Below are 16,787 nucleotides of genomic sequence, written 5' to 3'. Positions count from 1 at the left end.
GCAGAGATTTCTTCCGTACAATAGAGCCTTTGCACGTAAGGGATGTCGCGGTCATGGTGGATTTTCTGGTGTTAGGTGTCGCCGCGTTTGGCGCGGGTCTGGTCGACGCGGTGGTTGGGGGAGGCGGGCTGATACAGCTGCCGACCATGTTCACGGTCTTCCCCAACATGGCGCCGGCCACGCTGATCGGCACCAACAAACTGGCCAGCATCTTTGGCACCAGTGTGGCGGCGGTCAGCTATGCACGCCGTGTGGCAATCGCCTGGTCCGTGGCCACGCCGGCCGCCATGGCGGCGCTGGTGTTTGCCTTCCTTGGTGCGTACACCGTGACCAAGGTATCGGCCGACTTCATGCGGATCGTCCTGCCGCTGGTGCTGTTGGTGGTGGCGATCTACACCTTTGCCAGGAAGGATTTCGGCAGCGTGCATGCGCCCATCCACTCGGGCGCCAGGGAGCAGTCGCTGGCGCTGGTGACCGGTGCCAGCATTGGTTTCTATGACGGCTTCTTCGGCCCAGGCACGGGCAGCTTCCTGGTGTTCCTGTTCGTCCGCATCTTTGGCTTTGATTTCCTCGGCGCGTCGGCGGTAGCCAAGGTGGTCAACGTGGCGTGCAACTTTGCCGCACTGGTGTGGTTCGGCTACAGCGGCCACCTGATCTGGCAGCTGGGCCTGACCATGGCCGTGTGCCAGATCGCCGGTTCGCTGATCGGCTCGCGCATGGCGATGAAGCATGGCAGCGGCTTCGTGCGGAAATTGTTCCTGGTGGTGGTGTCCGTGCTCATCGTCAAGACCGGCTACGATGCATGGTTGCGATGGTGATACTGTTTCACGTGGAACAAAATTGACTAGCGAAAAGCACTTTAAAGGGACACTTCGGTGTCCCTTTTGCATTGTTTCACGTGGAACAAAACAAGAATATTTTTGCCTAAAAAAGTCGCAGCACCAAAAAAACTCTATAATTTGACCTTGATCCCTTCGCTTTAACTATTCCACACATGCTATTCCCTACGAAATTCGACGTCATCGTTGTCGGCGGTGGTCACGCCGGCACCGAAGCTGCCCTCGCTTCTGCCCGCATGGGACAGAAGACCCTGCTGCTCACTCACAACATTGAGACGCTGGGGCAGATGTCGTGCAATCCCTCCATCGGCGGTATCGGCAAAGGCCATCTGGTCAAGGAAGTCGATGCGCTGGGCGGCGCCATGGCGATCGCCACCGACGAATCCGGCATTCAGTTCCGCATCCTGAATTCCTCCAAAGGCCCTGCCGTGCGCGCGACCCGCGCCCAGGCCGACCGTATCCTGTACAAGGCCGCGATCCGTTCGCGCCTGGAAAACCAGCCCAACCTGTGGCTGTTCCAGCAGGCTGTGGATGACCTGATGGTGGAGGGCGACCGCGTGGTTGGCGCAGTCACCCAGATCGGCCTGAAGTTCCTGGCGCCTGCGGTGGTGCTGACCGCCGGTACTTTCCTTGACGGGAAAATCCACGTCGGTCTGAACAACTACTCGGGTGGCCGTGCCGGTGATCCGCCAGCTGTCTCGCTGTCCGCGCGCCTGAAAGAACTGAAGCTGCCGCAAGGCCGCCTCAAGACCGGCACGCCGCCACGCATCGATGGCCGCAGCATTGACTTCACGCAAATGACCGAGCAACCGGGCGATCTGGAGCCGGTGCCAGTGTTCTCGGTGATGGGCAATACGGCCATGCACCCTGAGCAGATGCCATGCTGGATCACCCACACCAACCAGCAAACCCACGACATTATCCGAGGTGGCCTCGACCGTAGCCCGATGTACACCGGCGTGATCGAAGGCGTCGGCCCGCGCTATTGCCCATCGATCGAGGACAAGATTCACCGCTTCTCGTCCAAGGAATCGCACCAGATTTTCCTGGAGCCGGAGGGCCTGACGACCCACGAATTCTATCCAAACGGCATCTCCACCAGCCTGCCATTCGACGTCCAGATCGCGCTGGTGCGGTCGATGAAAGGCCTGGAAAACGCCCACATCCTGCGTCCTGGCTACGCCATTGAATACGATTATTTCGACCCGCGCGGCCTCAAGGCCTCGCTCGAAACCAAGGCCATCAACGGTCTGTTCTTTGCTGGCCAGATCAATGGCACCACCGGTTACGAAGAAGCGGCGGCACAAGGTCTGCTGGCCGGCGTCAACGCCGCGCTGCAAACCCAGGGTAAGGAAGCCTGGACGCCAGCGCGTTCGGAAGCGTATCTGGGCGTGATGGTGGATGACCTCGTCACGCAGGGCGTGATGGAGCCATACCGCATGTTCACCAGCCGCGCCGAGTACCGTCTGAGCCTGCGCGAAGACAATGCCGATATGCGTCTGACCGAAATCGGCCGCAAGCTGGGCGTGATTGGCGACGCGCAGTGGGAAGCCTTCGACCGCAAGCGCGAGTCCGTGGCGAAGGAGCTGGAGCGCCTGCGTTCCACGTGGGTGCATCCACGCATCCTGGAAGCGGCTGAATCCGAGCGTGTGATTGGCCAGGCGATTGAGCGCGAGTATTCGCTGGCCGATCTGCTGCGCCGTCCAGGTGTCGAGTACGACAAGCTCATGACGCTGAAAGGTGCAGATGGCCGCGAGCTGGCCGGCCCTGGCGAGACTGACCCAGCGGTGAAGGAACAAATCGAAATCCAGCTCAAATATTCGGGCTATATCGACCGCCAGACGCGCGAAGTGGAGCGCCACGAGCACTACGAAAACCTGAAACTGCCGGAGAACTACAACTATCTGGACATCACCGCGCTGTCGGTGGAAGTGCGTCAGAAGTTGCACGCGCAGCGTCCTGAAACGCTGGGCCAGGCATCGCGTATTTCGGGCGTCACGCCAGCGGCGATTTCGCTGCTGCTGGTGCACCTGAAAAAGGCCGGTTTCGGTGGATTCGTACAGAAAGATGAGGCAGCATGAAGGTGTTTGACCGCAACGCAGTCGCGGAAGTTTTGAAGCAAGGTATCAATCAGCTGCAATTGGCATTGAACGAGATGCAGGTAGAACAGCTGCTGGACTACCTGGCCCTGCTGAACAAATGGAATGCGGTGTACAACCTGACCTCGGTGCGCGATCCCATGGAAATGGTGAAGCTGCATCTGCTGGACTCGCTGACAGCCGTGTCCGCATTCAAGGATGCGACAAACGTGCTGGACGTGGGGGCAGGGGGCGGGCTGCCGGGTATGGTGCTGGCTATCAGCCGTCCGGACATGAAAGTGTCGATGATCGACACGGTGCATAAGAAGACTGCCTTCCTCAACCAGGTGAAGGCAGAGCTGGGGCTGAGCAACGTCACGGTGTACACCAAGAAGGTGCAGGAGCTGGAAGTGAAGACGAAATTCGATGTCATCACCTCCAGGGCATTCGCGGACCTGTCGGACTTCGTCAACTGGTCAGGGCACCTGCTGGCAGAGGGCGGACAATACATCGCCTTGAAAGGCACGGCGCCAGCAGAGGAGCGGGAGCGGCTGCCAGCACCATGGAAAGTACAGAAATTAGAGCCTTTGGCAGTACCGGGGCTGGACGCGGAACGTCATCTGGTTTTCATTCAGGCAGAAACAGTATAAACGGTTTATACGGTATAAATGGTTTATATCATATAAATAGTATAAATCGTTTATATCGTTTATACCGTATAAATCAAAAGCAACAACACTCATAAGAATTACATGGCAAAAATTTTTTGCGTAGCAAATCAAAAAGGCGGCGTAGGTAAAACTACCACCACAGTTAACCTGGCTGCCGGTCTGGCAAAACTGGACCAGCGCGTACTGCTGGTCGACCTGGACCCGCAGGGCAATGCCACCATGGGCGCTGGCATCAACAAGGCAGGACTGAAAGCATCGACCTATGAGGTCATGCTGGGCACGGCGGATGTGGCAACGGCGCGCCAGCGTTCCGAGCCAGGCCACTTCGATGTGCTGCCATCCAACCGCGAGCTGGCTGGCGCCGAAGTCGAGATGGTGGAACTGGACAACCGCGAGCGCCGTCTGAAGGATGCACTGGCGCTGGTGGACAAAGAGTACGACTTCATCCTGATCGACTGCCCGCCGGCACTGTCGATGCTGACGCTGAACGGCCTGTGCGCCGCGCACGGCGTGATCATTCCAATGCAGTGCGAGTACTACGCGCTGGAAGGGCTGTCCGATCTGGTCAACACCATCAAGAAGGTGCACGCCAATCTGAACCCGGACCTGAAGATCATCGGCCTGCTGCGCGTGATGTTCGATCCGCGCATGACGCTGTCGCAACAGGTATCGGCCCAGCTGGAGCAGCACTTCGGCGACAAAGTCTTCAAGACCATCATCCCGCGCAACGTGCGTCTGGCGGAAGCGCCGTCGTATGGCGTGCCGGGCGTCACGTTTGATCCGAGCTCCAAGGGCGCGCAGGCGTACATCGCCTTCGGCGCCGAGATGGTCAAGCGCATCAAGAAAATGTAAGGCAAGCACATGGCAACCAAAAAACTCAAAGGCCTGGGTCGCGGCCTGGACGCGCTGCTGGGCGGCGACGGCGACATCACCACGGCGGACGCCAACACGCCGTCCGAACTCAACGTGACGCAAATGCAGGCCGGCAAGTACCAGCCGCGGACGCGCATGGACGAGGGCGGTCTGCAGGAACTGGCCGCGTCGATCAAGACCCAGGGGATCATGCAGCCGATCCTGGTGCGTCCGATCGGCAAGGACAAGTATGAAATCATTGCAGGTGAACGCCGCTTCCGCGCTGCGCAACTGGCTGGCCTGGAAATGCTCCCTGTTTTGGTGCGCGATGTCGACGACCAGGCCGCCGCCGCGATGGCGCTGATCGAGAACATGCAGCGCGAGGACCTGAATCCGCTGGAAGAAGCGCAGGGCATCCATCGCCTGATTACCGACTTCAGCTTTACGCACGAGCAGGCGGCCACGGCGGTCGGCCGTTCGCGCAGCGCCGTGTCGAACCTGTTGCGCCTGATGAATCTGGCCAGTCCGGTACAAACCATGTTGATGGCGGGTGATATCGACATGGGCCACGCGCGCGCGCTGCTGGCGGTAGACGCGGCAACCCAGATCAACCTCGCCAATATGGTGATTGCCAAAAGGCTATCGGTACGCGAAACCGAGAAACTGGTGACTAAAACGCTGGAAGAACTGAAAGCGTCGCCGAAAGAAGCGCGCGCCAAAGAAAAGTCCGGCGACATCGTCCGGCTGGAAGAAGAGCTGTCCGACACCCTGGCCACGCCAGTGGTGTTCAAGATGAGCAGCAAAGGCCGTGGTCAAATGATTATCGACTTCGCCGACCTCGACATCCTCGAAGGCGTGCTCGCCCGCCTGCGCACCTAATTTTTCCCCCCTCCGGGGTCAGGTCCGTCATTTCTACACGAACTGAGCTGTTATGTCCGCTACGGTCGAGCTTGTGTAGAAATGACGGACCTGACCCCGGATTGGGGTAAACGTCTAACTGGTTCCAACTTGGTGCAACCACGCAGGAAATGTTTCTAAAAGCGTCTCATTCGTGCACTAAATGCTCTGCTGCGGTGCAGCATGTTTGACGTGATACATGAAAGACACATATAATCACGCGTCTTTTGGGGTTTAATCGGTTTTTAAGGAGCTCGGTAGTGAGTAATTCCACGAGCATCTCGCAACCGGTGTTCCGCATTGTCGCCCTCCAGTTCGCCATCGCTACTGGATTCGCCTTGCTCACCTGGAACTTGGGTGGAGTACTCAAAGCTTGGTCGGCCGCTTATGGCGGAGCAATCGCAGTCATCGGGAGCCTGATGTACGCGATGATTGTTGCGCGCGGAACAAATGACGCCAAACAAGCTTTTCGCGCGCATGTGCGGGCAGAAGTGACAAAGATATTTATCACGGTAGTGCTGTTTGCGTTGGCACTAGCGTTGTTTCAGTCGGCCTCATGGTTATGGCTGATCTTGGGTTTCGCGGTGGCAACTATGGCGTATTGGTTGGCATTGCTCGCAATTTAATCACCAAAATCTTATATTTTTATGACCACTGAACACGTAGGGCATGAAGCGCCCACTAATATTGAGTACATTCAGCACCACTTAAGCCACCTGAAATCGGCGGACGGCATGTTTAACCTGGACACGTTCTGGGTTTCGGCCATTCTGGGCCTGATTTTCCTCGGTGTTTTCTATATGGCCAGCCGCCGCGCCACCGCAGGTGTGCCAGGCAAGCTGCAAAACTTCGTTGAAGCCGTGATGGAACTGGTCAACGACGTGGTCAATTCGGCTTTCCACGCCAAGAGCAAGGTGATTGCGCCACTGGCCATCACCATCTTCTGCTGGGTCTGGCTGATGAACGCCATGGACTTCCTGCCAGTCGACCTGCTGCCTAAACTCCTGAGCTTTGCTGGCGTCCACAAGCTGCGTGTCGTGCCGACCGCCGACGTCAACCACACTTTCGGCATGTCGTTTGGCGTCATGCTGTGCATTATTGGTTTCTCGATCAAAGCCAAAGGTCTCGGCGGCTGGGGTAAAGAGCTGCTGACCGCGCCGTTCCATGCGCATGGCTTCATGGCCATCATCCTGGCGCCGATCAACCTGGCTTTCCAACTGATCGAGTTGCTGGCTAAGCCACTGTCGCTGTCGCTGCGTTTGTTCGGCAATATGTACGCCGGCGAACTGCTGTTCATTCTGATCGCTCTGCTGCCATGGTGGGCGCAGTGGCTGCTCGGTGGCCCATGGGTTATCTTCCACATCCTGGTGGTGACTCTGCAAGCGTTTGTGTTTATGGCGTTGACGGTGGTGTATCTGGCCATTGCGGTTGAGAAGCACTAAGCAACTTTCGTTTTAACTTTTTAGTATCTGTAGTCTTTTTTAAATCTTAGGAGAAATTTCAATGCAAGCTCTGATCGCACAAGTACAAAGCATGACCGTTCTGGCAGCCGCTATCATCATCGGCCTGGCCGCTATCGGTACCGCTCTGGGTTTCGCCATTCTGGGCGGTAAATTCCTGGAAGCTTCGGCTCGTCAACCAGAACTGATGCCACAACTGCAAACCAAACTGTTCGTGATCGCTGGTCTGCTGGATGCAATCTCGATGATCGGCGTTGGTGTTGCTCTGCTGTACACCTTCAGCAACCCATTCCTGGCTGCTCTGCAAACCGTCGCTCAGTAATTTGCTCCACCCTAGGAGAAACTTTTAGTTAGGAGCAAAGGTATGGACATCAATATGTCTCTCATCGGTCAGATGATCACCTTCGCGGTGCTGGTCTGGGTGTCGATGAAGTTCGTATTTCCATCGCTGAACGCAGCGTTGGATGAGCGTGCCAAGCGTATCGCTGATGGTCTGGCTGCGGCCGACCAGGGCCAGCAAGCAATGGTTGTCGCTGAAAAGCGCGCCAGCGAAGCACTGGCCGGTGCACGCGAAGAAGCTTCGCAACGTGTTGCTGACGCTGAAAAGCGCGCGCAACTGGTCGCCGAAGAAATCAAAGCGAATGCACAAGCTGAAGCGGACCGCATCATTGCGCAAGCTAAAGCCGAAGCCGAGCAGCAACTGGCCAAGGCGCGTGAAGCGCTGCGCGCTCAGGTGGCTGACCTGGCTGTGAAGGGCGCCGAGCAAATCCTCAAGCGCGAAGTCAACGCCTCGGCCCACGCCGATCTGTTGTCGCGCCTGGCTGTCGAGCTGTAATCATGGCAGAAAACGCAACCGTCGCCCGTCCCTACGCGGAAGCTTTGTTCCGCGTAGCCCAAGCAGGTAAGGAATCGTTCAACCTCGCGGCGTGGTCCGAACTGGTGGCCGAACTGGTCCAGATCGGTGCCCACCCCGAGGTGCAAGCATTTGCCCGCAACCCGAAAGCGTCGGCCAGCGATATCGTCGCCGCCTTCAAGGCCCTGGTGAAAACCCCGGTCAGCACGGAAGCCAATAACTTCCTGACCATGCTGGTGGAAAATGGCCGTATCAGTCTGCTGCCGGAAATCGGCGCGCAGTTCCTGGCGTTGAAAAACGCTGCGGAAGGTGCGGCAGACGCGGAAATCACCAGCGCCTTTGAGCTCGACGCTGCGCAAGTGAGCACGCTGATCGCTACGCTGGAAAAGAAATTCAGCCGCAAGCTGAACCCGGTCGTAACCGTGGACCCAGCCCTGATCGGTGGTGTGCGCGTGGTGGTCGGCGACGAAGTGCTGGACACTTCGGTGCGCGCCAAGCTGCAGCAAATGCGTGTTGCACTGGTAGCCTGAGTTCCCACTCGGCCACCGGCTTAGAACAGATTCTTCATCTCGCGCAAGCTGAGAGAAACACTTTTAGGAGTTAGTATGCAACTCAACCCATCTGAAATCAGCGAGCTGATCAAGAGCCGTATCGAAGGCCTTGATGGTGGCGCTGAAGTACGTAACCAAGGCACGGTGATTTCCGTTGCTGACGGTATCGTCCGCATTCACGGTCTGTCGGACGTGATGCAGGGCGAGATGTTGGAATTCCCAGGTAACACCTTTGGTCTGGCGATGAACCTGGAGCGTGACTCCGTTGGCGCCGTGATTCTGGGTGCTTACGAGCACATCTCCGAAGGCGACACGGTGAAAACCACCGGCCGTATTCTGGAAGTGCCAGTCGGTCCGGAACTGCGTGGCCGTGTGGTCAACGCACTGGGCCAGCCGATCGACGGCAAAGGCGCGATTGACGCCAAGCTGACCTCGCCGATCGAAAAGATCGCGCCAGGCGTGATCGCCCGTGAGTCCGTCTCGCAGCCAATGCAGACCGGCCTGAAATCGATCGATGCGATGGTACCCATTGGCCGTGGCCAGCGTGAGCTGATCATTGGCGACCGTCAAACCGGTAAGTCGGCAGTTGCGGTTGATGCGATCATCAACCAAAAAGGCCAAGGCATGACGTGTATCTACGTTGCCATCGGCCAAAAAGCCTCGACCATCAAGAACATCGTGCGCTCGCTGGAAGAGCACGGCGCGCTGGAGTACACCATTGTGGTGGCCGCCTCGGCATCGGAATCGGCTGCCATGCAGTACATTTCGGCCTACTCGGGCTGCACCATGGGCGAATACTTCCGTGACCGCGGTGAAGATGCGCTGATCGTCTACGATGACCTGTCGAAGCAAGCTGTTGCTTACCGTCAGATCTCGCTGCTGCTGCGCCGTCCACCAGGCCGCGAAGCTTACCCAGGCGACGTGTTCTACCTGCACTCGCGTCTGCTGGAACGTGCAGCGCGCGTGAACGCTGACTACGTGTCGGCCTTCACCAACGGCGCTGTGACCGGCAAGACCGGTTCGCTGACCGCGCTGCCGATCATTGAAACCCAGGCTGGCGACGTTTCGGCGTTCGTACCAACCAACGTGATTTCGATTACCGACGGCCAGATCTTCCTGGAAACCTCGCTGTTCAACGCCGGCGTACGTCCTGCAATTAACGCGGGTATCTCGGTATCGCGCGTGGGTGGTGCAGCGCAGACCAAGGTCATCAAAAACCTGTCGGGCGGTATCCGTACCGACTTGGCCCAGTACCGTGAACTGGCTGCGTTCGCGCAGTTCGCTTCGGACCTGGACGAATCGACCCGTAAGCAGCTGGACCGCGGTGCCCGCGTGACCGAACTGCTGAAACAGAAGCAGTACTCGCCACTGTCGATTTCCCTGATGGCCGCTTCGCTGTTCGCAGTGAACAAGGGCTACCTGGACGACGTCGAAGTCAAGAAAGTACTGTCGTTCGAAGCCGGCCTGCATGCGTACCTGAAGACCAAACAAGCTGACCTGCTGTCGAAGATTGAATCGTCGAAGCAACTGGACAAAGACGGCGAAGCCGCCCTGTCCGCTGCCATCGCCGACTTCAAGAAATCCGGCGCATTTTAAGTTAGCTTGGCGACCCGGGGATTACCCTGGGTCGCCTTCAGCGCAGAAGGAGTAAGGACTCATGGCAGTAGGCAAAGAGATACGTGGCAAGATCAAAAGCGTAGAAAATACGAAAAAGATCACCAAGGCGATGGAAATGGTCGCCGCATCGAAAATGCGCAAAGCGCAAGATCGCATGCGCGCCGCCCGTCCCTACAGTGAGAAGATTCGTAATATCGCTGCTAATCTGGCTAACGCAAATCCAGAATATACGCACGCCTTCCTGGCTGATGAAGCCAAGGAATCGGCAAAAGCAGTTGGTTTTATCGTGGTCACGACCGACAAGGGTCTGTGCGGCGGTATGAACACCAACGTGCTGCGTCTGGTGACGAATAAAACGCGTGAGCTGGAAGCCGCTGGCAACAAGATTGCTGCAGTGGCGATTGGTAATAAAGGTTTGGGTTTCCTGAATCGCGTTGGCGTGCCGGTGGTTGCGCAAGTAACCCAGATCGGCGACACCCCGCACCTGGAAAAACTGATTGGCCCCGTCAAAGTGATGCTGGAAAAGTTCCAGAACGGCGAAGTCGATGCGGTTTACCTGTGCTACACCAAGTTCATTAACACGATGAAGCAGGAGCCAGTGGTTGAACAACTGCTGCCACTGCCAGCTGCGAAGAAGCAGGCTGACGAAGGTAATCACAACTGGGATTACATTTACGAGCCAGACGCAGCCACCGTGATCGATGAACTGCTGGAGCGCTATGTAGAAGCGCTGGTGTACCAGTCGGTAGCGGAAAACCTGGCGTCCGAGCAATCGGCGCGGATGGTGGCGATGAAGGCGGCAAGCGACAACGCAGGTAGTGTGATCGGCGAACTGAAACTGATCTACAACAAAACCCGCCAAGCTGCGATTACCAAAGAACTCTCCGAAATCGTCGCCGGTGCGGCAGCGGTTTAAACGAATTTAACTATATTTGAAGGAACGAACATGGCTGATGGCAAAATCGTTCAGTGTATCGGCGCGGTGGTTGACGTTGAGTTTCCACGCAACGCAATGCCTAAGGTATTTGATGCCTTGAAGATGGAAGGCTCCGAGCTGACGCTGGAAGTACAACAACAATTGGGTGACGGCATTGTCCGTACCATTGCTCTGGGTTCGTCGGACGGTCTGCGTCGCGGCATGCAAATCCAGAACACCGGCAAGCCGATCATGGTACCAGTGGGTAAAGCCACCCTGGGCCGTATCATGGACGTGCTGGGTAACCCGATCGACGAATGCGGCCCGGTCGCTCACGACCAGATCGCGTCGATCCACCGCGCGCCTCCTGCCTACGACGAACTGTCGCCATCGCAGGATCTGCTGGAAACCGGCATCAAGGTGATTGACCTGGTTTGCCCATTCGCCAAAGGCGGTAAAGTGGGTCTGTTCGGCGGTGCAGGTGTGGGCAAGACCGTCAACATGATGGAACTGATCAACAACATCGCTAAAGCACACTCGGGTCTGTCCGTGTTTGCTGGTGTGGGTGAGCGTACCCGTGAAGGTAACGACTTCTACCACGAAATGGCTGACGCTAAAGTAGTTGACCTGGAAAACCCGGCCAACTCGAAAGTCGCGATGGTCTACGGCCAGATGAATGAACCACCAGGTAACCGTCTGCGCGTGGCGCTGACCGGTCTGACCATGGCGGAAGCATTCCGTGACGAAGGTAAAGATGTTCTGTTCTTCGTGGACAACATCTACCGCTTCACGCTGGCCGGTACCGAAGTTTCCGCACTGCTGGGCCGTATGCCTTCCGCAGTGGGTTACCAGCCTACCCTGGCCGAAGAAATGGGCCGTCTGCAAGAGCGTATCACCTCGACCAAGACCGGTTCGATCACCTCGATCCAGGCCGTGTACGTTCCAGCGGATGACTTGACCGACCCGTCGCCAGCGACCACCTTCGGTCACCTGGATTCGACCGTGGTTCTGTCGCGTGACATCGCCTCGCTGGGTATCTACCCTGCGGTGGACCCACTGGATTCGACCTCGCGTCAGCTGGATCCGCTGGTTGTTGGCCAGGACCACTACGACACCGCACGTGCCGTACAGGGCACCCTGCAGCGCTACAAAGAACTGCGTGACATCATCGCGATTCTGGGTATGGACGAGCTGGCACCGGAAGACAAACTGCTGGTAGCACGCGCACGTAAGATGCAGCGTTTCCTGTCGCAGCCGTTCCACGTTGCTGAAGTGTTCACCGGCGCGCCTGGTAAATACGTGTCGCTGAAAGACACCATCAAGGGCTTCAAGATGATCGCCTCGGGCGAACTGGATCACCTGCCAGAGCAAGCGTTCTACATGGTTGGCACGATCGAAGAAGCCATCGAAAAAGCCAAAAAGCTCAACTAATCAGTTGAGTTGTCCGGTCCCGCTGTGAGGCGGGACCGTTCTACCCGATAGGACACACATGGCAAACACTATTCACGTTGACGTGGTTTCCGCCGAGGAGTTGATCTACTCTGGCGAAGCCGAATTCGTCGCGTTGCCGGGTGAGCAGGGCGAGCTGGGTATCTACCCGAAGCACACGCCGCTGATTACCCGCATCCGTCCGGGCGCGGTGCGCATCCAGGTTCCAGGCCAGGCTGAAGAAGAGTTCGTCTTCGTCGCCGGCGGTCTGCTGGAAGTGCAACCGAACGCCGTGACGGTGCTGGCGGATACCGCGATTCGCGGCAAGGATCTGGACGAGGCCAAAGCGGCCGCGGCCAAGAAACGTGCCGAAGAAGCGCTGGCCAACAACAGCTCCGGCATCGACTACGCGAAAGCGCAAGCCGAGCTGGCAGCGGCAATCGGCCAACTGGCCGCGATCGCCAAACTGCGCTCGGTCGCCAAGCACTAAGCAACGCACAAGCAGCATCCCCAAAAAGACAGCTTCGGCTGTCTTTTTTTATTTCTGCTGCCGCTTGTGACGGCAAGCACATCCGCGCGATGCTGGCATTTTTATAATCGCCGTCCTCTCCTCCAAAAAATAACAACAATGAATCGCGCACTTGCCACTATTTTTTCCACGGTTGTCCTGAGTGCCATCGGCATCGGCCTGACCATGCCGATCATTCCGCAGCTGATGCGTGATGTCGGCCACACCTCGGAGCTGGGTTGGCGCTTTGGCGCGTTTACCGGCCTGTACGCGCTGATGCAGTTCATTTTCTCGCCGATCCTCGGCGTACTGAGCGACCGCTATGGCCGCCGGCCCATCCTGCTGCTGTCGCTGGCCGGCGCGGTAGTCGACTACCTGTTCATGGCGATTGCGCCGTCGCTGTCGCTGCTGTTTGTGGGCCGGGCGATTGCCGGTATCACGGGCGCCAGCATGGCGGTGACGTCGGCCTACATTGCTGACGTGACGCCGGAAGACCAGCGCTCGCGCCGCTATGGCCAGCTGGGCGCGTGCTTCGGTATCGGCTTCATCATCGGCCCCATCATTGGCGGCTTGCTCGGCGCCTACTGGGTGCGCGCGCCGTTCCTGGCTGCAGCGGCCATGAATGCGCTCAACCTGCTGCTGACCCTGTGGCTGGTGAAGGAGTCGCACACCCGCCAGGACAACACGGCACCTGCCGAGCGCATCAGCTTTAATCCGCTGAGCAATTTACGCTGGGCCGCCAGCTTCAAGGCCCTGCTGCCGCTGATCGGCGCGTATGTGGTGCTGGTGTTGGTGGGCGAAATTGGCGGCACCATCTGGGTGCTGTACGGTGAAGACAAGTTCGCCTGGGACTCGTGGACCATCGGCTTGTCGCTGGCCGGCTTTGGCGCCTTCCACGCGGTGGCGCAAGCCTTCATTGCCGGCCCGATTGCTGAACGCTGGGGCGAGCGTGCCGCGCTGCTGATTGGCATGGTGTCTGACGGCACGGCCTATGTGGTGCTGGCACTGGCCAGCCACGGCTGGATAGCATTCGCGTTGATGCCGCTGTTCTGCCTGGGCGGTATTGGCGCACCGGCGTTGCAGTCGCTGGTATCCGGCAGTGTCGGTCCGGACCAGCAAGGCAAACTGCAAGGCGTGCTGGCCAGCTCGGCCAGCCTGGCATCTGTGATTGGGCCGGTGGGCATCAGCACCATCTACTTTGCCTCGCGCGGCACCTTCCCTGGCCTGGTGTGGCTGATCGGCGCCAGCCTCTATCTGCTGTGCCTGCCGGTGCTGGTACGCAAGCCAGCACCGGCTGCGGTTTAACGCATCTTCTGTTTGTTGCGGGCGCTGGCGGCCCGCTGCAAGACCTTCCACTTGGCCACCTCAGCGATGCGTTCCAGCGGGCTTTGCCCGCTGCGGCGCGCATCGCGCAGCAGCTTGTGGTAGTTCTGCAGACGGTCGCCATCGATCACGCCGCGCACTGCGCAGCCGGGTTCGCTGGCATGGCGGCAATCGCGGAACTGGCACTGTGCTGCCAGCGCATCAATGTCTTCGAAACTCGCGGCAATGCTGCTCTCGTCCGCATCGGCTTGCCAGCTACGCAGTCCGGGCGTGTCGATGATGCAGGCGCCGCTTGCACACTGGTGCAGCGAGCGTGAGGTGGTCGTATGCCGGCCACGGTGGTCCCCATGGCGTACGCCGCCAGTGGGCTGATGCGCTTGCGTCAGCGTATTGGTCAGCGATGATTTTCCGGCGCCGGAAGAACCCAGCAGCACCAGTGTCTGCCCTGCGCCCAGCCACGGCGCCAGCTGCAGAGTAGCGTCTGCACTGAGAGTATTGACGGCCAGCACAGGAATGCCGGCTGGCAGGCGTTGCCGCAGCAATGCCATGCGCTGCGCCACATCCTGAGCGACGTCAGCCTTGCTCAGGACCACCACTGGATCGACCTGCGCTGTCTTGACGATGGTGAGATAGCGTTCCAGGCGGCGCGGATTGAAGTCATGGTCCAGGCCCATCACCAGCAGCGCCGTATCGACGTTGCTGACCAGGCTGTGATGTTGGCCATGATGGCCACGCCGGCCGATGTGCGTGACTGGTGGCAGCAAAGCGCACAGCCAGTGCTCATCGTGAGCAAGCGTGGTGCTGAGCACCCAGTCGCCGACGGCCAGGTCCTGGCTGTGCAGTGCTGGCAAAACGCGGGCGCGCAATTCGCAGTGACCGTCGTGCACGGTCAGCCACGCGCGGTGAATTTCAGTAATGCGGACCAGGCGGGCGCCTGGTGGTGGTTGGTCCAGCTGGCTGATGATGGTCTGGTTCAAGCCGATAAGGCGCAGCGATGCAAAATCGATGTCGATCATGATATGGATTCCGGTAAGACGAGCGATACCCTCCGCAGTAAAGCGATGGGCGACGAATACGGGAAGTCAGCTGCGCGAGAACGCGCGGATCAACAACGAGAGCAGGAAAGTCCTGGCGTAATCAGGCAGCCGACAGGAGGGCAATATCTACGTGGCGCATTTTTTGGTCTCCTGTGGTTGAGTGGAGTGCGCAGTGTGTCACTGTACGGGACGGCCGTCAACCATGGCGGTGATAGTGACGAATCGCGGCGAACCAATTCCTTACCTGCAGTTGCGGCGATAGTCAGCTGGTGGTTTGCCGATGAGTTTTTCGAAGTCGGTGGTGAAATGGGACTGGTCGTAATAGCCCAGTTGCTGCGCCAGTTCGGCCAGGTCGATGTCGCTGCCCTTGGCCAGCACATCGGCGGCGTCCAGCAGGCGGTTGCGGCGGATCACCCATTTGGGGCTGGCGCCGATATAGTCCTTGAACAGCATCTGCAGCTTGCGCACGCCGAGGCCGGCACGGTCGGCCAGTTGCGCCACTTGCGTGATGTCGGCATTGCTGGCGATCGTGTGCAGGATGTCGGCGATGCGCTCCACCATGGGATCCGGCGTGGGCAGCGCACGGCGCAGCAGGGCGCTGGCGGCGGCCACCATGCCGGCATCGTCCGGCGCATCCAGCACGCTGCGCTCGGCTTCTGCGTCATCGCAGTCAAACACCGCGGACAGCGGCAGTTCGCGGTCGGTAATCGACTGCACCTCGGCCTTCAGGAAGGCGCGGAACGCACCGGGCCGGAAGCTCACGCCCAGCACCCGGCCGCTGCCGCGCTGCGTGTATTCAAACGAGCCTGTCATCACGCCGAACACTGCCGTGTGGCCGGTTTCAAACACCACGTGGACGGACGGGCGGGGCAGAGTGCGCTGGGTGTGCGTCACACCCTCCGGCAGCGACCACGCCACCAGCCAGAAGTGTTCGACAAACGGCGCCAGGTCCGCCTCCGGCAGATAGCGCTCCAGCCGGAAGATCTTCTCCGCAGCACCGGGATTGACTACCCCGCGTGTCGGACGAGGTACACTTTGCAGCATCGCCATGATGTATTCGCGTTTTTACAAGACCATCATGTTAGCAAGAGTTATCGTGCGTTTCACCACCTGACCGGAGAAACACATGAACCAGCAACTGACCTTGTACCACTGCCCGCATTCCCGCTCGACCGGCGTATTGACGCTGCTGGAAGAGCTGCACGCGCCCTACGAGCTGCAGGTGATGAACATGAAGCAGGGCGAGAACCGTGAAGCCGCCTACCTGGCCGTCAACCCGATGGGCAAAGTGCCGGCCATCCGCCATGGCGACGCGGTGGTGACCGAGCAGGTGGCGATCTACCTCTACCTGGCTGACCTGTTCCCGAACGCGAAACTGGCGCCGCCGCTCGGCGATCCCTTGCGTGGTCCTTACCTGCGCTGGATGGCGTTCTATGGCAGCTGTTTCGAGCCGGCGGTTGTCGACCAGTGGATGCAGAACAAGCCGGCCGATAAAACCGCCTGCCACTACGGCGATTTCGACACCATGTTCAACACGCTGATCGCGCAGCTCTCGCCAGGCCCCTACCTGCTGGGCGAGCAGTTCACGGCGCTTGACGTGCTGTGGGCAACCGCGTTCGAGTGGATGGGGTATTTCGAGCTGCTGCCCAAGCTGTCCGTCATCGAACGCTACGTCGCGCGCGTCAACGGCCGTCCGTCTGCCGTCGCTGCCCGCGAAAAAGATGCGGCGATTGCCGCGCAGCAGGCCGCCTGATCGA

18 protein-coding genes are annotated in these 16,787 nt (G+C 59.0%); 16 read left to right on the top strand and 2 right to left on the bottom strand.

The window, feature by feature from the left end; all coding sequences use genetic code 11:
- Positions 1-53 precede the first annotated feature (53 nt).
- The 15 genes from BUA36_RS07225 to tet all read left to right on the top strand — a co-directional run bounded on the left by BUA36_RS07225 (position 54) and on the right by tet (position 13,975).
- Positions 54-818 carry a sulfite exporter TauE/SafE family protein gene (locus BUA36_RS07225; protein WP_072782990.1) on the top strand — a complete coding sequence of 255 codons (765 nt, stop codon included), beginning with the start codon at positions 54-56 and terminating at the stop codon, positions 816-818.
- A gap of 176 nt (positions 819-994) precedes the next feature.
- Positions 995-2,920 carry a tRNA uridine-5-carboxymethylaminomethyl(34) synthesis enzyme MnmG gene (mnmG, locus tag BUA36_RS07220; RefSeq protein WP_072782988.1) on the top strand — a complete coding sequence of 642 codons (1,926 nt, stop codon included), beginning with the start codon at positions 995-997 and terminating at the stop codon, positions 2,918-2,920.
- Complete coding sequence (gene rsmG, locus BUA36_RS07215; protein WP_072782986.1) at positions 2,917-3,567, top strand: 16S rRNA (guanine(527)-N(7))-methyltransferase RsmG; 651 nt, start codon at positions 2,917-2,919, stop codon at positions 3,565-3,567. The genes mnmG and rsmG overlap by 4 nt, the downstream gene beginning before the upstream one ends.
- Before the next feature lie 102 nt (positions 3,568-3,669).
- Positions 3,670-4,440: a ParA family protein gene (locus BUA36_RS07210; RefSeq protein WP_072782984.1), complete on the top strand. Its 771-nt coding sequence runs from the start codon at positions 3,670-3,672 to the stop codon at positions 4,438-4,440.
- A gap of 9 nt (positions 4,441-4,449) precedes the next feature.
- Entirely contained in the window at positions 4,450-5,319 is an 870-nt protein-coding gene (locus tag BUA36_RS07205; RefSeq protein WP_072782982.1) for a ParB/RepB/Spo0J family partition protein, read from the top strand.
- Positions 5,320-5,597: 278 nt separating this feature from the next.
- Positions 5,598-5,963: an ATP synthase subunit I gene (locus BUA36_RS07200; RefSeq protein ID WP_229255636.1), complete on the top strand. Its 366-nt coding sequence runs from the start codon at positions 5,598-5,600 to the stop codon at positions 5,961-5,963.
- 21 nt (positions 5,964-5,984) lie between these two features.
- Positions 5,985-6,779, top strand: coding sequence for a F0F1 ATP synthase subunit A (atpB, locus tag BUA36_RS07195; RefSeq protein ID WP_072782980.1), 795 nt, complete (start codon positions 5,985-5,987; stop codon positions 6,777-6,779).
- Positions 6,780-6,840: 61 nt separating this feature from the next.
- The gene (gene atpE, locus BUA36_RS07190) at positions 6,841-7,119 is read left to right on the top strand and encodes a F0F1 ATP synthase subunit C (protein WP_072782978.1); all 279 of its coding nucleotides are present in this window, start codon (positions 6,841-6,843) and stop codon (positions 7,117-7,119) included.
- Between the two features lie 42 nt (positions 7,120-7,161).
- Positions 7,162-7,632 carry a F0F1 ATP synthase subunit B gene (locus BUA36_RS07185; protein ID WP_072782976.1) on the top strand — a complete coding sequence of 157 codons (471 nt, stop codon included), beginning with the start codon at positions 7,162-7,164 and terminating at the stop codon, positions 7,630-7,632.
- A gap of 2 nt (positions 7,633-7,634) precedes the next feature.
- Positions 7,635-8,180: a F0F1 ATP synthase subunit delta gene (locus BUA36_RS07180; RefSeq protein WP_072782974.1), complete on the top strand. Its 546-nt coding sequence runs from the start codon at positions 7,635-7,637 to the stop codon at positions 8,178-8,180.
- A 75-nt stretch (positions 8,181-8,255) separates the two neighbouring features.
- Positions 8,256-9,797, top strand: coding sequence for a F0F1 ATP synthase subunit alpha (gene atpA / locus BUA36_RS07175; protein ID WP_072782972.1), 1,542 nt, complete (start codon positions 8,256-8,258; stop codon positions 9,795-9,797).
- A 61-nt stretch (positions 9,798-9,858) separates the two neighbouring features.
- Positions 9,859-10,734, top strand: coding sequence for a F0F1 ATP synthase subunit gamma (gene atpG / locus BUA36_RS07170; RefSeq protein WP_072782970.1), 876 nt, complete (start codon positions 9,859-9,861; stop codon positions 10,732-10,734).
- A 30-nt stretch (positions 10,735-10,764) separates the two neighbouring features.
- The gene (gene atpD, locus BUA36_RS07165) at positions 10,765-12,165 is read left to right on the top strand and encodes a F0F1 ATP synthase subunit beta (RefSeq protein ID WP_072782968.1); all 1,401 of its coding nucleotides are present in this window, start codon (positions 10,765-10,767) and stop codon (positions 12,163-12,165) included.
- Positions 12,166-12,223: 58 nt separating this feature from the next.
- Positions 12,224-12,652 (top strand): F0F1 ATP synthase subunit epsilon, encoded by a 429-nt coding sequence (locus BUA36_RS07160; RefSeq protein ID WP_072782966.1) that lies wholly within the window; start codon positions 12,224-12,226, stop codon positions 12,650-12,652.
- A 138-nt stretch (positions 12,653-12,790) separates the two neighbouring features.
- Positions 12,791-13,975 carry a Tet(A)/Tet(B)/Tet(C) family tetracycline efflux MFS transporter gene (gene tet / locus BUA36_RS07155; RefSeq protein ID WP_072782964.1) on the top strand — a complete coding sequence of 395 codons (1,185 nt, stop codon included), beginning with the start codon at positions 12,791-12,793 and terminating at the stop codon, positions 13,973-13,975.
- Here the strand turns inward: tet and rsgA are convergent.
- Together rsgA and BUA36_RS07145 are read right to left on the bottom strand one after the other, a co-directional pair.
- On the bottom strand, positions 13,972-15,009 hold the full coding sequence (gene rsgA / locus BUA36_RS07150) for a ribosome small subunit-dependent GTPase A (RefSeq protein ID WP_072782962.1): 1,038 nt from the start codon (positions 15,007-15,009) through the stop codon (positions 13,972-13,974). The genes tet and rsgA overlap by 4 nt on opposite strands.
- A gap of 261 nt (positions 15,010-15,270) precedes the next feature.
- The gene (locus BUA36_RS07145) at positions 15,271-16,080 is read right to left on the bottom strand and encodes an AraC family transcriptional regulator (RefSeq protein ID WP_084560044.1); all 810 of its coding nucleotides are present in this window, start codon (positions 16,078-16,080) and stop codon (positions 15,271-15,273) included.
- 76 nt (positions 16,081-16,156) lie between these two features.
- Here BUA36_RS07145 and BUA36_RS07140 point away from each other — a divergent pair, with 76 nt between their 5' ends.
- A complete protein-coding gene (locus BUA36_RS07140; protein WP_072782960.1) occupies positions 16,157-16,783 on the top strand; it encodes a glutathione S-transferase family protein in 627 nt (208 codons plus the stop codon).
- The last annotated feature ends 4 nt before the right edge of the window (positions 16,784-16,787 follow it).

The sequence above is a fragment of the Duganella sacchari genome (assembly GCF_900143065.1).
GTDB lineage: Bacteria > Pseudomonadota > Gammaproteobacteria > Burkholderiales > Burkholderiaceae_D > Rugamonas > Rugamonas sacchari.
This window is presented reverse-complemented; position numbering and strand designations above follow the sequence as displayed.